At 39.4% G+C, this 14,983-nt stretch carries 9 protein-coding genes and 1 riboswitch; of the genes, 3 read left to right on the forward strand and 6 right to left on the reverse strand.

The window, feature by feature from the left end; all coding sequences use genetic code 11:
• Nucleotides 1–263: 263 nt before the first annotated feature.
• From DOD25_RS02955 to uvrA, 3 genes are all read right to left on the reverse strand, one after another.
• A complete protein-coding gene (locus tag DOD25_RS02955; RefSeq protein ID WP_004106592.1) occupies nt 264–1,394 on the reverse strand; it encodes a GuaB3 family IMP dehydrogenase-related protein in 1,131 nt (376 codons plus the stop codon).
• Between the two features lie 67 nt (nt 1,395–1,461).
• Complete coding sequence (gene uvrC / locus DOD25_RS02960) at nt 1,462–3,804, reverse strand: excinuclease ABC subunit UvrC (protein ID WP_004106589.1); 2,343 nt, start codon at nt 3,802–3,804, stop codon at nt 1,462–1,464.
• 102 nt (nt 3,805–3,906) lie between these two features.
• On the reverse strand, nt 3,907–6,798 hold the full coding sequence (gene uvrA, locus DOD25_RS02965) for an excinuclease ABC subunit UvrA (protein ID WP_223293644.1): 2,892 nt from the start codon (nt 6,796–6,798) through the stop codon (nt 3,907–3,909).
• Nucleotides 6,799–7,082: 284 nt separating this feature from the next.
• Here uvrA and DOD25_RS02970 point away from each other — a divergent pair, with 284 nt between their 5' ends.
• Both DOD25_RS02970 and DOD25_RS02975 read left to right on the forward strand, forming a co-directional pair.
• Complete coding sequence (locus DOD25_RS02970; RefSeq protein ID WP_012914200.1) at nt 7,083–8,684, forward strand: ABC-F family ATP-binding cassette domain-containing protein; 1,602 nt, start codon at nt 7,083–7,085, stop codon at nt 8,682–8,684.
• 46 nt (nt 8,685–8,730) lie between these two features.
• Nucleotides 8,731–10,947 (forward strand): beta-carotene 15,15'-monooxygenase, encoded by a 2,217-nt coding sequence (locus DOD25_RS02975; protein ID WP_112928655.1) that lies wholly within the window; start codon nt 8,731–8,733, stop codon nt 10,945–10,947.
• A gap of 19 nt (nt 10,948–10,966) precedes the next feature.
• On the opposite strand, the gene DOD25_RS02980 is transcribed toward DOD25_RS02975, so the two are convergent.
• The 3 genes from DOD25_RS02980 to DOD25_RS02990 all read right to left on the reverse strand — a co-directional run bounded on the left by DOD25_RS02980 (nt 10,967) and on the right by DOD25_RS02990 (nt 14,149).
• Nucleotides 10,967–12,154, reverse strand: a complete 1,188-nt coding sequence (locus tag DOD25_RS02980) for a pyridoxal phosphate-dependent aminotransferase (protein WP_112928656.1) — start codon at nt 12,152–12,154, stop codon at nt 10,967–10,969.
• 93 nt (nt 12,155–12,247) lie between these two features.
• Nucleotides 12,248–13,021, reverse strand: a complete 774-nt coding sequence (gene ppgK, locus DOD25_RS02985) for a polyphosphate--glucose phosphotransferase (RefSeq protein WP_004108876.1) — start codon at nt 13,019–13,021, stop codon at nt 12,248–12,250.
• A 93-nt stretch (nt 13,022–13,114) separates the two neighbouring features.
• Nucleotides 13,115–14,149: a glycosyltransferase family 2 protein gene (locus tag DOD25_RS02990; protein ID WP_004106577.1), complete on the reverse strand. Its 1,035-nt coding sequence runs from the start codon at nt 14,147–14,149 to the stop codon at nt 13,115–13,117.
• Between the two features lie 72 nt (nt 14,150–14,221).
• Nucleotides 14,222–14,368: riboswitch (FMN riboswitch) on the forward strand.
• Between the two features lie 6 nt (nt 14,369–14,374).
• Here DOD25_RS02990 and DOD25_RS02995 point away from each other — a divergent pair.
• On the forward strand, nt 14,375–14,944 hold the full coding sequence (locus DOD25_RS02995) for an ECF transporter S component (protein ID WP_004574293.1): 570 nt from the start codon (nt 14,375–14,377) through the stop codon (nt 14,942–14,944).
• Nucleotides 14,945–14,983 lie beyond the last annotated feature (39 nt).

The following is a 14,983-nucleotide window of genomic DNA, read 5'->3' on the forward strand; positions in this document are numbered from 1 at the left end:
AATTTTTCTCTAACTGCGTAATTAATAAAAATGTGGATAAATTACAAAATATTCGTCGTTTTTATTGAAAATAAACGATTTTATGCGTGTTGAATTATACACATTACGGTTTAAAAGAATAGCAAATATAGCTAAAAAATCATATTTATGCATAAATCAATAGAATGTTCATATAGATATAACAATTTTGAAAACAAAAATGGCGGCTCAGAGCAAATTACTGAACCGCCATATTTTATGCAATAAGCATCATACTTATAACACTAACGAATATCCTGATGGAATGGGTTAAATACTACGTTGCAACGCTGGAAGCTCTTAACATCAACATAACCTGTAGAAGCCATTGTTCTGCGCAATGCACCAACAAAGTTTGTAGTACCATCTGCTTCATGACTTGGACCGAAAAGAATATTTTCTAACGGAGCCACAGTGCCAACATTTGAGCGCATGCCACGAGGAAGTGATGAATGGCGAGCCTCAGCACCCCAATGAGTGCCATGACCAGGAGCCTCAGTTGCGCGAGCTAATGGAGTACCAAGCATAACTGCATCAGCTCCAACTGCAAGAGCCTTAATAAAGCTGCCGGAATTACCCATTCCTCCATCAGCAATAATTTGCACGTAACGACCGCCGGATTCATCCATATAATCCCTACGAGCTTCAGCAACATCCGCAATGGCAGTAGCCATAGGTGCTTGCACACCTAAAGTATTCATTGTTGCGGATACTGCTCCGCCGCCAAATCCGACTAAAATACCTGCAGCTCCAGTTCTCATCAAATGAAGAGCAGAAGTATAATCCGCGCAACCTCCAACAATAACAGGGACATCGAGATCGTAAATAAACTTCTTTAAATCAAGAGGTTCATGATCTTTAGAAACATGTTCCGCAGATACTGCTGTTCCGCGAATCACAAATAAATCAACACCAGCTTCTAGCACAGTGTTATATAATTCTTGCGTGCGTTGTGGAGAAAGAGCTCCTGCTACTGTCACTCCAGCATCTCTGATTGTATGCAAACGCTTTGCAATCAATTCTGGTTTGATTGGCTCAGTATAAATCTCCTGAATGCGGCGGGTTGCAATATTTGACGGCATCTCAGCTATTTCTTTTAACAAAGGTTCTGGATTCTCATATCGAGTCCATAAACCTTCTAGATCAAGAACTCCAAGACCACCCATTTGACCAATTGCAATCGCAGTATCCGGGCTAGTAACAGAATCCATCGGAGCAGCAATAATTGGGATATCAAACGTGTAAGCATCTACTTGCCATGAAGTAGATACAGCTTGAGGATCACGCGAGCGGCGCGAAGGAACAATAGCAATATCGTCAAGCGAATATGCAACTCGGGCTTTTTTGCCCAAACCAATTTCAATTTCCTGAGACATACTTCTTAGGCTAGTGCCTTATGCTGACGAGTTACGACTCATAGTAAGACTCATAGTAATTCAAAAGCTATTTATCATTATTTTTACGCAAAGCACTGTATATAGCTTTTGCTTTATTCTCGCCAATTCCAGGTACTTTTTGCAAATCTTCTAATGAAGCATTTTTCAAAGATTTTATTGAACCAAAAGATGCAAGCAAACGCTTGCGATACACTGCTCCAATTCCAGGAATTGCATCAAAAGTAGAATGCAATGAACCTTTTCTTCGCAATTTACGATGATACGAAATAGCAAAACGATGAGACTCGTCTCTAGCACGCTGCAATAAATACAATCCTTCTGAGCTTCTCTTAAAAATGATTGGATAATCTTCGTCAGGAAGCCACACTTCTTCAAGCTTCTTAGCTAAACCACAAACAGTAATATCACTTACGCCAGCATCTCTCATAGCTCTTTTAGCAGCTTTTGCTTGTTCTTTTCCTCCATCGACAATAATTAATTGAGGTTTATAAGCAAAATGCCGCGCACTAGTCAATGAATTACCTGAAAAATGCTTATTAGAAATACTGTTAGCATCGCAAATATTAATATCAGATGAGTCAGATGTATCTGATGTATCTGATGAATCTGATGCATCAAGCCTATTTTCTGCATAAACATCTTTATGCTTAAACCTTCGCAATAATGTTTCATAAACAGCACTTAAATCATCTATTTTACCATCACCATGTTCACCTCGAACCGCAAAATGACGGTACTCACTAGGACGAGCAACACCATCTTCAAAAACAACCATAGAAGCAACTTGATAACTGCCATCAACTGTATTTGAAATATCATAACATTCAATTCGCAAAGGAGATTTACTCATTCCAAGCGCTTTTGCTATTTCGTTCATAGCTTCTGTTCTCATATCTATGCTGTTAATACGGCTAGATTTTATTCGTTTCAATTCCTGACTAGCATTATCGTTTGCACGATCCATAAGAGCACGTTTTTCTCCGCGCTCTGCAACTCTAATACTTACTTGAGAACCACGAATATTGCTAAGCCACAATTCAAGCTCTTGCTTACGTTCATCAGAAATTTTAATTGGAACTATAATCTCACGAGGAACAGGCGAAATAGGAGCAAGTAAATCCTCACGACCTGTTCTCTCTTGACGTTCACGACGAGTTTTAGTAGCTTGCGCTCGCAATATTACATCAGTTGCAGTAGCTTGCTGCGTAGAGCTAACAGCGTCGCGAACTTTCTTAATGCTAATAGTATCTTCATGGTTTTGTGTGTAATTTTGCTCATATTCTGCGTATACGCGAGTTAATAAATCAGCTATAAGATCACTGTCACTGATATGCTCATTTCGTTCTACCGACCAATTTTTCTCTCCACGAATCATTCCAGCTCTGACAAAAAATACATGAATTGACGCTTCAAGCTCATCTCCGCAGAATCCAAAAACATCTGCTTCTACATCATTGTCAAACACAACTGCATTTTGTTGCAAAATAGTGTTCAAAACAGCAATTTCGTCACGCAATTTAGCTGCACGCTCAAATTCTAGCTCTTCACTTGCTTCTTTCATCTCATTCTTAATTTGTGAAATATAAGACTCTCCAACACTGCCTGTAAGTATGCCAACTACATGTTCTACCATCTTGCGATGTTCGCTAGGATCTATGTTTCCTATACAAGGAGCTGAACATTTACCAATCGAAGCAAATAAGCAAGGTCTACCAGTCCTATGAGCTTTGCTAAAAACAGAGGATGAGCATGTGCGAATAGGAAAAGTTTTAAGTAAAGAATCTAAACTATGACGAAGAGGCCACACTTTTGCATACGGACCAAAATATCTAGCATGCCGCGCACTACGATTTCTAGTAATCCATACTCTTGGAAAAGTTTCCTCTAGCGAAACTGCAACATAAGGATATGTTTTATCGTCACGAAAAACTACATTAAACCTAGGATTAAAAGCTTTAATCCAAGTATATTCAAGTGTAAGAGCCTCAAATTCAGTGCTTACAACAGTCCATTCCAAACTGCGAGCTGTAAGAACCATAGATTGAGTTCTAGGATGAAGTTGGTAAAGAGGTTGAAAATAATTCGCTAAACGATTGCGTAAATTTTTTGCTTTTCCAACGTAAATAACTCGCCCCTCGCCATCACGCCACTTGTATACTCCAGGTTGCGCTGGAATATCACGAGAAGCTGGACGGAATAAATCACGGGTATCACCAAGCAATGGAGCTCCTAATGCATTTACTCTTTCATCATCAAATGATGAATCTTTCGAAAACTGTTCATCTATTATTGCTTGCGTTTTACGCCATTTTTCACTATCTCTCATCCTATTTTCTTCTTGCAAATCATATGCTTTATAAGAATTTTTATTAAGATCATTATCTTTCATTTTCACCTCCTTTCCTAAACAAGATTTATGCAACTATTCATAAGATTTGTCGAGTAAATTTCTCAGTTCAGCAAATTACAGATCGGTAACTTTTTTGAACGCTTAATGTAACATTTGCTTAAGGAATTTACCTGTCCAACTCTCGCCATTACGCGCTACGCTCTCAGGACTACCTTCTGCAACTAAGGTTCCGCCTTTATCTCCTCCTTCTGGACCTAAATCAATAATCCAATCTGCAGATTTCACAACATCAAGATTATGTTCAATTACAATAACACTGTTGCCTTTATCTACAAGAGATTGCAAAACCGCTAGAAGTTTCCTAACATCTTCAAAATGCAGTCCAGTAGTAGGTTCATCAAGAATATAAACTGTTTTACCAGTAGATCTTCTCTGCAGCTCTGTAGCAAGCTTTACTCGTTGAGACTCACCGCCAGAAAGCGTTGTTGCGCTTTGACCAAGACGAATATAGCCCAAGCCAACTTTTACTAAAGTATCTAAATATCGAGAAATAGAAGGATATGCTTTGAAAAATATTGCAGCTTCACAAATAGGCATATTAAGAACATCTGCAACAGACTTTCCGTTATATGTAACTTCCAAAGTTTCACGGTTATAACGTTTACCATGACAAACTTCACACTCTACGTATACGTCAGGCAAAAAGTTCATTTCTATTTTTAAAGTACCGTCGCCATGACATGCTTCACATCTGCCTCCTTTAACATTAAACGAGAAGCGACCAGGACCATAGCCACGAACTTTTGCTTCTGGAGTCTGAGCAAACAATGAACGTATTTTATCCCAAACACCAGTGTAAGTTGCTGGATTAGAACGAGGAGTTCTTCCTATAGGATTCTGATCGACATGCACTACTTTGTCACAAAGCTCAATACCATCAATACGTTTGTGCTTTCCTGGAACAATTCGAGCACCATTTAGTTTGTCTGCAAGAACAGGATATAAAATTGAGTTTATAAGTGTTGATTTACCAGATCCAGATACACCCGTTATGCATGTGAATACTCCCAAAGGTATGCTTACATCAATATTTTTTAAATTATGCTCATGGGCATTAATTATATGGAGCATACGATTTTCGTCTACACTACGACGTTGTTTTGGCACATCTATTGAGCGTCTGTGAGCAATATAATCTCCAGTAATTGAACGCTGAGCTTTAATAATTCCATCAGACGGACCTGAATATACTACTTCTCCTCCATGCTCGCCAGCTTCTGGACCAATATCAACAAGCCAATCGGACTGACGAATAGTATCTTCATCATGCTCGACAACAATAAGCGTATTACCAAGATTTCGCAGATGATGCAATGTTGCAATCAAACGCTCATTATCTCTTTGATGCAATCCAATAGACGGCTCATCAAGCACGTACATAACACCAACTAAACCTGATCCAATTTGAGTAGCTAAACGAATACGTTGAGCCTCTCCACCAGACAAAGTTTTTGCAGCTCTTGAAAGAGTGAGATAGCTTAAACCCACATCGTTCAAAAAACCAAGTCGAGCACGAATCTCTTTTAATATTTCTGTTGCAATTACTGCTTGAGAACCATCCAAATGCAAAGCATTTACCCATGCTAGACTTCGCTCTACTGGCATATCGCAAACTTCAGCTATGGAAGTATTAGATACTGTAACTGCAAGAACTTCTGGACGTAAACGCTTTCCATTACATTTTTGGCATGGAACTTCACGCATATACGACTCATAATATTGACGCATTTGATCAGAATCAGTTTCGTCATGTTTGCGCATAAGCGTACGAACTACACCTTCAAAGCCAGTAGAATATTCACGCTGACGCCCCCACCTATTTGTGTAGGAAACTTGAACTGTGAAATCATGACCATACATGATGTCATGTTTAACGTCTTCCGCTAGATCCTTCCACGGAGTATTCATATCAAAATGCAAATCTTTAGCAAGTCCTGAAAGTATGTGCTGATAATACATTCCAGCTGACTTATTCATTGCCCACGGCTCAATAGCTCCCTGCGCAAGAGATTTGTCTGGGTCTGGGATAACAAGTTCAGGATCAATTTCGAGATTGTATCCAATGCCAGAACATTCAGAGCAAGCACCATAAGGAGCATTGAATGAAAATGTTCTAGGCTCAATCTCATCAAGCTCTAATTGATGATTATTTGGGCATGCGCGATGCTCCGAAAATGATTTACGACGCGTTTGTGAGTCTTCTGGTTCGTCAACAAAATCAGCAATTACTACTCCCTTAGATAGTTTTAATGCTGTTTCAATCGAATCAGTTAATCGAACACGAATGCCATCTTTAATAACTAAACGATCTACTACTACTTCAATTGTATGTTTCTTCTGTTTAGTAAGAGTAATATCTTCAGAAAGCTCATGCATTTGTCCGTCAATAATCGCACGAGCATAACCATCTGAGCGCAAAAGCTCAAGCGTGTCTTTAAATTCTCCTTTACGACCACGAACTACTGGAGCAAGAATTTGTAACCTCGTACGTTCTGGCATAGCAAGCAACGAATCAGTCATTTGCTGAGGAGTTTGAGAGCTTACTATTTGACCACATTCAGGACAGTGAGGCACACCAATCCTAGCAAACAATAATCGCAAATAATCATATATTTCTGTAATAGTTCCAACAGTAGAACGAGGATTACGATTCGTAGTTTTTTGATCAATAGAAACAGCAGGACTTAGGCCCTCAATAAAATCAACATCAGGCTTATCCATACGTCCTAAAAATTGGCGAGCATAAGCACTAAGCGACTCAACATAGCGTCGCTGACCTTCTGCAAAAAGCGTATCAAACGCAAGCGAGGACTTACCAGATCCAGAAAGACCAGTAAAAACAACCATACGATTCCTAGGAATCGATAAACTTACATTTTTTAGATTATGCTCTCTAGCACCCTGGATAGTTATTTTCCATTCAGAAGGAATACTAGATAAATCAGCTATAAAAGTACCGTTGTTAGCGCTCATAGGAGCATTATCAAGCAATTCTTGCAACGAGTCATTTTGTTCATTCGCCTGTTTTGACACAATTACCTCCACACTTCCCCATAATCACTTGAATATTCCCAACCAATACCCAATTTTATTACTAACAAGAAAATTATAGAACAAGTGTTCGAAAAAGTAAAGTATTTGACTATCAACCACATGCTGTATTCGTTACCAGTAAGCAGTATAATGGTGAGTTTGGTTATGACTTTTATAAGTAATAAATACTAACAGCCTAAATTTTGGGGAACGGAACAGACATTATGCCTATTGACGCACAAGCTTTAACCATTCAGATTGGTGCGCGAACGCTGTTAAATCCTACCGATTTTCACGTCACAAAGGGAGATAAGATCGGTTTAGTCGGCAGAAACGGCGCAGGCAAAACTACGCTTACTCGCGTTATTACAGGAGACATGCTGCCAGCAGGAGGCTCGGTTAGAGTTAGTGGAGGTTTAGGCTACTTACCTCAAGACACGCACGCAGCAGACCCAGAGCAAAGTGTTATAGATCGCATTATGAGTGCTCGAGATATTGCTTCTATCGTTTCGCGTATTCGCAAAGCGGAAAAAGAAATGACAGATCCAGATCCAGACATAATGACTAAAGCTATGAACCGCTACGACAAAGCAATGCAAGATTTTGAAAAAGCAGGCGGTTATTCAGTGCAATCTGAAGCAATATCGATGGCAACAAGCTTGGGACTTCCACAAGAAGTTATGCAACAAGCTTTAGGAACACTTTCAGGTGGTCAACGTCGCCGCATAGAACTTGCTAGAATTCTGTTTTCTGACGCAGATACATTAATTCTCGATGAGCCTACAAACCACTTAGACGCAGACTCAATAATATGGTTGCGCAATTATCTTAAACGATTTGAAGGCGGATTCCTAGTAATTTCTCACTCCACAGAATTACTAGACGAAGTAGTCAACAAAGTATGGCATTTAGATGCGCAACTTGCAAAAATAGACATGTACTCAATGGGTTGGAAAGCATACTTGCATCAGCGCGTAGTAGACGAAGAAAGACGTCGTCGCGAACGAGAAGTTGCAGAAAAGAAAGCTGAACGCCTTATGAAACAAGGCATTCGCTTGCATGCTAAAGCTACAAAAGCAGTTGCTGCTCAAAACATGATGCGAAGAGCTGAACGCCTATTAAGCGAAACAAGTGAAGCTCAAAAACAAGAAAAAGTTGCAGATATTCGTTTTCCAGAACCAGCTGCATGCGGAAAAACTCCAATTATGGCAAAAGATATTTCCAAAGCGTATGGTTCTAATATTGTTTTCGCTGGAATTAATCTTGCTATAGACAAAGGTTCACGCGTTGTCATTCTAGGCTATAACGGTGCTGGAAAAACAACAACATTACGCATTTTGGCAGGAGAAGAAACAGCAGATACTGGTGAAGTTCAATACGGACACGGATGCAAAATCGGTTATTTTGCACAGGAACACGATACATTAGACTTGGATTCTACAGTTTTGGAAAACCTTCAGCATGTTGCACCAAACCTGGATGACACGCAAGCACGTTCTATGCTTGGCAGCTTCCTGTTTTCCGGCGACGACGCAATGAAGCCTGCAAGAGTGCTTTCAGGTGGCGAAAAAACGCGTCTAGCACTTGCAACACTAGTCACTTCCAAGGCCAATGTGCTACTACTAGACGAACCTACTAACAACTTAGACCCAGCATCTCGAGATGAAATACTTAAAGCTATTGCAAAGTATGAGGGAGCAATTGTTCTTGTTACACACGATGAGGGTGCAGTTCAAGCCTTACAACCTGAGCGAGTGCTACTCATGCCTGATGGCGACGAAGACTTGTGGAATGACGAATATCTCGATTTAGTTGCCGAAGAGTAAAATGTTGAACTGAATTACTTGAATTGTGCAATAGAATGGTTAAGCAGTGATTTCAACGTACGCGTCTAAGACTTTGCCAAATACGGCAAATAGTGACAACAGTCGTATAAGCAATCAAATTGACAAACATTGCATAAAACGTACGCTACATTTTTTGCGAATACCATTCATCGTAATAATTCTTATAACCTTATTTGAATGTTCTATTGGAAATCTGCCATTTTGGAGCAGTGTTACAGGAAGCACAGATAGCATTTCTGCACACAACGATATAGGTTCTGGAATTAGACGCTTAGCTTCCGGCGGCATTCTTATAACGGATCCTTCAGAAGCATATTTAGAAGTAACATCCGATGGAAGTTCGCCTTATATTCGCTTAGAGCCTGCGATTATTAAAAAGAAAAGCAAAAATAATAATCTTATTTCAAACATCAATGTTTTAGTTGAAGCAAACAAATACTTAAGCAAACCTCAAAGCACAAACACTGCTTCTCTAAACCCATCTTTGCTTAAACTTCCAAAACAAGCAGTAGGAAAATCTTGCATTGTTAGAGTGTGGCTGCAACATCCAATAGGATCAATATTAAATATTGAAGACTCAAGAGCAAACGTTCGAGTGCCTTTTAGGTGGTCATGGGGTCGCGTATTAATACTTGCTATTTTTGCATTTCTTGTTACGCTTTGGAATCCTTGGTCCAAGCTTTGGAAAATTAAACTCAACACTCATAGTCTTATTCAACGTTGCTGCTTTGCTGCTTCTCTTCTTCCATTTATTGCTGTTGGGTTAATAACTATTTTTTGGAATTTACGAAACGCAACTCCTATGCATTTTTACACAAACGGTAATTATGCATATGATTTTGATCAATATGCCCACACTGCAGACGCATTGTTAAAAGGTCAAGTGCATTTAAATCTTCCTGTTCCTAATGAGTTAGAACACTTGCAAAATCCTTACGACCCTACGGCTAGAAATAATTTGTTAAACCACTCAGTACAACATATGTATTGGGATTACGCATACTACAAAGGTCACTGGTATTCCTACTTCGGAGTTCTTCCAGCAATATTGCTATTTTTGCCTTATCGCATTATTTCAAGACTATGGACTCCTGAAGGCTCTATGCTTCCAACAACAGTAGCTACGATAATATTCTTAATTGGTTTTCTTATCGCAGGCTCCCTATTGGTTATTCGAATTATTGAGCAGACTTCAAAAAAAGTATCTTTAGGAACGACATCCATTGTTCTTGCTTTATTCTTCATTACTTCAAATACAGTGTATTTGTGGTTTAGAACGTCATTTTATTCCGTACCTATGGCAGCCTCACTTTTCTTCACATCTCTTGGATTGTGGTGCTACCTAGGTTTTAATAAAACACACTCTTTGCTAAATATTGTTTTAGGTTCTTTCTTTATTGCATTAAATTTAGGATGTAGACCTACTTTTTCTATAGCCGTTCTTTTTGCACTTCCTGCAATTTATTCGCATATAGAAAAAGATTTACCAAATATTTTGCGCAACTGGAAAAAAGTTTCTTCATGGCATAAGCCTTTTAAATATTTTGCAGCTTGGATACTGCCATGCGTAATTACTGCAATTCCATTTGGCATTTATAATCTTTTGCGCTTTGGCTCACCGTTAAATTTTGGCAATGAGTATCAAATAACTATTACTGACATGACGACTATGCGTTTGCCGTCACAAAATATTTTGCCGTCTATTTTCAGCTATATTGCGCTACCTTTACGTTTTATTCCAACTTTTCCTTGGATTGGTATTCAGCCTATTGCATTTGACCGTTGGCAATATGCAGAGCCTATGATTGGCGGAATGTTTACACTTTCACCATTGGCATTAGTTGGCATAATATGCGTATTTATTATGAAAAAACGCTGCCGCACGCATATTGCTTGGCAAACAAGCGTAATAGCTATAATAGTTGGGCTTGTTCTTATTGTTTTTGACAGCTTAAAAGCTGGTATCGGATGGAGATATATTGCTGATTTTGCGTGGTCTTTTGCTATAGCTGCCGCAATTGGAATTAGCTTGCTTTTAGAATATGCATCCACTTTGCAATCAGAAAATTCTTTACATAAAAAAACTATTGCTTACACAATACGCTTACTTGTAGCAGTATTGCTATTTGCTTCTATTGCTATCGCTGTACTCAGTTGGTTTGTTACAGGACGTGAAGACAGCACGCTTCGTTTTAACCCAAACTTATGGTTCGCGTTTAGAAGTTGGATGACATTGTTTTAAATAATTATTTATATAATTACTATTCTTCTAACAATGCATCTACAGTTCGAAGAAGCGCATGCAATCCGCTAATAAACTGTTGCGGCTCTGGCAATAATGACAATGCTAAATACCCATTAACTGGCATATCGAAATAATATCCAGGTTGAGAAACTAAATTATAATCTTTCATCAATCTCAAAGCTAATACATCATCGTCAATGCAAGATGGTACACGCAATAAAATATTCCATCCGCCCTCCGCACGCAACGCGCTAACACAGCATTTAGGCGTGGATGCCAACGTTTCTCGAAGCGTATGCAGATTATTAATAATACGATTTCGTACAATAACGTTTTGAGAAGATGCATATTGCAATAATTCTGGTATTCGCTCAGAAACAGTATTACCAATAGGCAAAAAATCATCCGCTATAACGTCAAGCCTTTTTTGTGCTTCATAAACATCATCTTTAAGACCTGAAACTTCAATCCAACCAACTTTTGCGTGAGGAGCAGCAAGCATTTTGGAGAATCCATCAAGCGCAAAAACTAAAGTAGAAGATTCTCCAGCAAGACGAGCATTTCCAGCAAAAGGTTCAAGCGAATATTCATAAAATACTTCGTCTGCAATAATCGCAACACCATTATCACGACATAATTGCAATAGCATTTCACGTTCTTCAGGCTTGACATATGAGCCTGTAGGATTATTTGGATTAATAAGCACAAGAGCTTTAATACGCAAAGACACATCTTCTAAAAGTTCTCTAACACGCGCAATATCAATAGTCCAAGAACCATCATAGTGCAAAGGATACGGTATTGCATTCACGCATTGCAAGCGCGCAATAGACTCTATAAGAGGATATCCAGGAGTCGGTCCCATAACGGCATCCCCTGCATCACATAAAAGCATCATAAGCCATGCGTAAGCTTGAGAAGTTGAAGAAAGCACATAAAGCTGATCTGGATTAAGCTTTGATGGAACAGACTTTTCAGTGCGGTTATCTCGCTTATTGATAAAGTTTGAAAGAATATCGCGAATTTCCTTAGGACCCCTAGGGTCTGCCGTGTAACGTCCACTTAAACATTTAGGCGCTAAGCCGTGAGACGTTGGATTGGAATCGTTTAATTTAGTAAGCTTTACACCATTAAAAATAGCTTTTCGCTGAGCTAAAATAATAGGATTTGGCTCACTCACATCTACTCTAGAAGAAAATCGCACGAAACTACCCTAACACTTGGCATAACAAAAGCTGGGCTGCAGCATAAACTGCTCACCCAGCTCAATAGATAACAAATAATATTTAGTTATTTTTTAGTTTTGCTGCATCTTTTGCATTGCATAGTAAGCTGCACCAATAATTCCAGCCTCATTATGCAATGTTGCAACAACAATAGGAGTTTTAATATCGATATGCGGCAAGAACTTTTCGCTTACGCGGCTAACACCGCCACCGACAACAAACAAATCTGGGTTGAAATACTTTTCCATCAGGCCGTAGTACTTAGTCAAACGCTTAGCCCACTTCTTATAGCCCATATCCAACTTTTCACGAACAGAAGAAGCAGCGTACTTTTCAGCATCGCCCTTACCTTTTTCAAGCTGAATATGACCAAGCTCAGTGTTTGGAATAAGCACACCGTTGTAAATCAAAGCCGTGCCGATACCAGTGCCAAGAGTAGTAGCAATAACCAAGCCATCCTTGTCTTTCGCCGCACCAAAACGCTGCTCAGCTAAACCAGCAGCATCGGCATCGTTAACTACTGTTACAGGACGACCACAAGCCTCGCTAAAGACTTCAGTAACATCAACACCAATCCAAGACTGGTCAAGATTTGCCATAAAATCGAGCTTCTTACCAGGCTTAATTGGAGCAGGGAATGCAATTCCAACAGGAACATCTGCAGGTACTTCAAAATGTTCAAGCTGCTGACGAACAATATCTGCAACTGCTTGAGGCGTAGAAACCGCAGGAGTGAGAATTTTGTATCGAGGTTCTGCGAACTCTCCCTTTTCCAAATTTACTGGAGCAGCCTTAATACCGGATCCACCAATATCGACGCCAAATGCTTGTGCAGTGTCAATCATTTCACTAACACTCCCCTCTGAATGTGTGCTGTATGGACAATTACCAGTATTCTATCGTATATTTGATACGACACGCTTACTGTTTACTAACTTCTACTTCAACGAAGGCATAGGTTTCCAGTCTTGATCGTGCAAAATTTTTCGAGAATCAATCCAACCGGTAAACAATTTACCAATACCCGAAATAATATGCTCACGATCGACAGCTATCAAACGAATAAGCTCTTTAGCAGCTGTTAAAGCAGTTCCAAGCGCAAACATAAACGGACGAAAATCGCCATGAACCATAAAGTAGCGAGCCATAAAGCCTCTATTTCGCATAATATGATAACGATTCATGTCCGATGTTGAATTTAGCTGACGCACTCCTGCAATATCCCAATTAGGAATATCACGAGTGCGACGAAGAATAATATCCGGAACAACAATAGGATTCGTAACCTTACTCGCAAGATACCCGTAAGTAGTATCATCCCAGTAAATAAAGTAGCGCGAATCCGGGAAGCCGATTTTTTCAACTATATCTCGACGAATCAAACCGCCCTCAAAACACATCGTATTCATAACTTTGTATCCAGCTCTGCCGAAAGCAGCAGGCGCAATAGGATTTGGAATACCAAGCGGAACCAAAAAATCGTACTGCCAGTAGAATTTACCACCGTCATAATCTAAACGACTTCCTTGAACAACAGCATGACGCTTAGTCCAAGGAGCAAGACGCTCAATAGATTCAGGCACTGTTTCAACATCGTCATCCATAACCCAGAACCACTTAGCTCCAAGTTCATAAGCTTTTTTAACACCAGCACTAAAACCGCCAGCACCACCAAGATTTTCATCTTGAGGAGCATACACAACATGAAGTTCATTGCCTTCACAATCTTTTTGAGCTTTACCCCAACGATTAGTTAAAGAAGCTTCAAGACGAGCAACCATTTCGCCGGTTTTGTCACTGCACTCATTGTCAACAACGACAATACGCCAAGGGCATTCTTTTAAACATTCAAACGAATGGAATAAATTCTCCAAAAGCTCTTGACGCTTATAAGTGACAACAACAATAGCTAATTTATCAATGCTAGTTGCGTTATTAGTAGTAATTTTTTTTGATGCACTCGTATTGCTCATACTTGTATTCTCGCACCTACCCTCGCCACACAATTATCACAACAATGTTCTTAGCATGAGATACAAAAGAATAGTTAGTTTCAGGGAAGGTGAAAATCCTTACTGGCGGTAACAAAATACGTATTTCATGCGTTTTTGAAGCCCGCGAGCGGCTTACAAGCTGCTGATTCGGTTAAATTCCGAAGCCAACGGTTACAGTCCGGATGAAAGAAACGGAGACCCATCATGGGCATTTCTAATACAAATAATCACCAAACTTATGCAAAGAACTCTAACTGGTCTAGCGAAAAAATAGCAAAATACGCTCTATTCGTGGCACTTTCAATGGCTGTAAGTTTCATAGAATTTCCACTTATTCCAGACTTGTCGTATTTAAAATATGATCCTTCAGGAATAGTATGCCTAGTTGCAGGATTCGCATATGGTCCTGCAGCTGCAGCAATAGTAAGCATACTAGGTTTCGCACCGCACTTATTTACCAATCCACTAGGCACAGTTATGGCAGTGCTAGTATCTTTAGGAGCTAGCGTCACAGCGGCATTGATTTACAAAAAAATGCATACCAGAAAAGGCGCAATAATCGGACTTTTGGCAGGATCAATTATTGCTATTGCTCTTGCAATAGCTGGAAATCTTGTTATTACGCCACTTTATGCTCACATGACTGTTTCACAGGTTGTGGCTCTTATTATTCCAGCACTGCTACCGTTTAATATTATTAAACTTGCACTTCACGTTGTAGTAACTATGCTTATTTACAAACCAATTTCCAACCTGCTACACGAAAATAAATAATAATTCTAAGCGGCATAATTATGCATAATATCAGCACAA

It is taken from the genome of Gardnerella leopoldii (assembly GCF_003293675.1).
In the GTDB taxonomy this organism is placed as follows: Bacteria; Actinomycetota; Actinomycetes; order Actinomycetales; family Bifidobacteriaceae; genus Bifidobacterium; species Bifidobacterium leopoldii.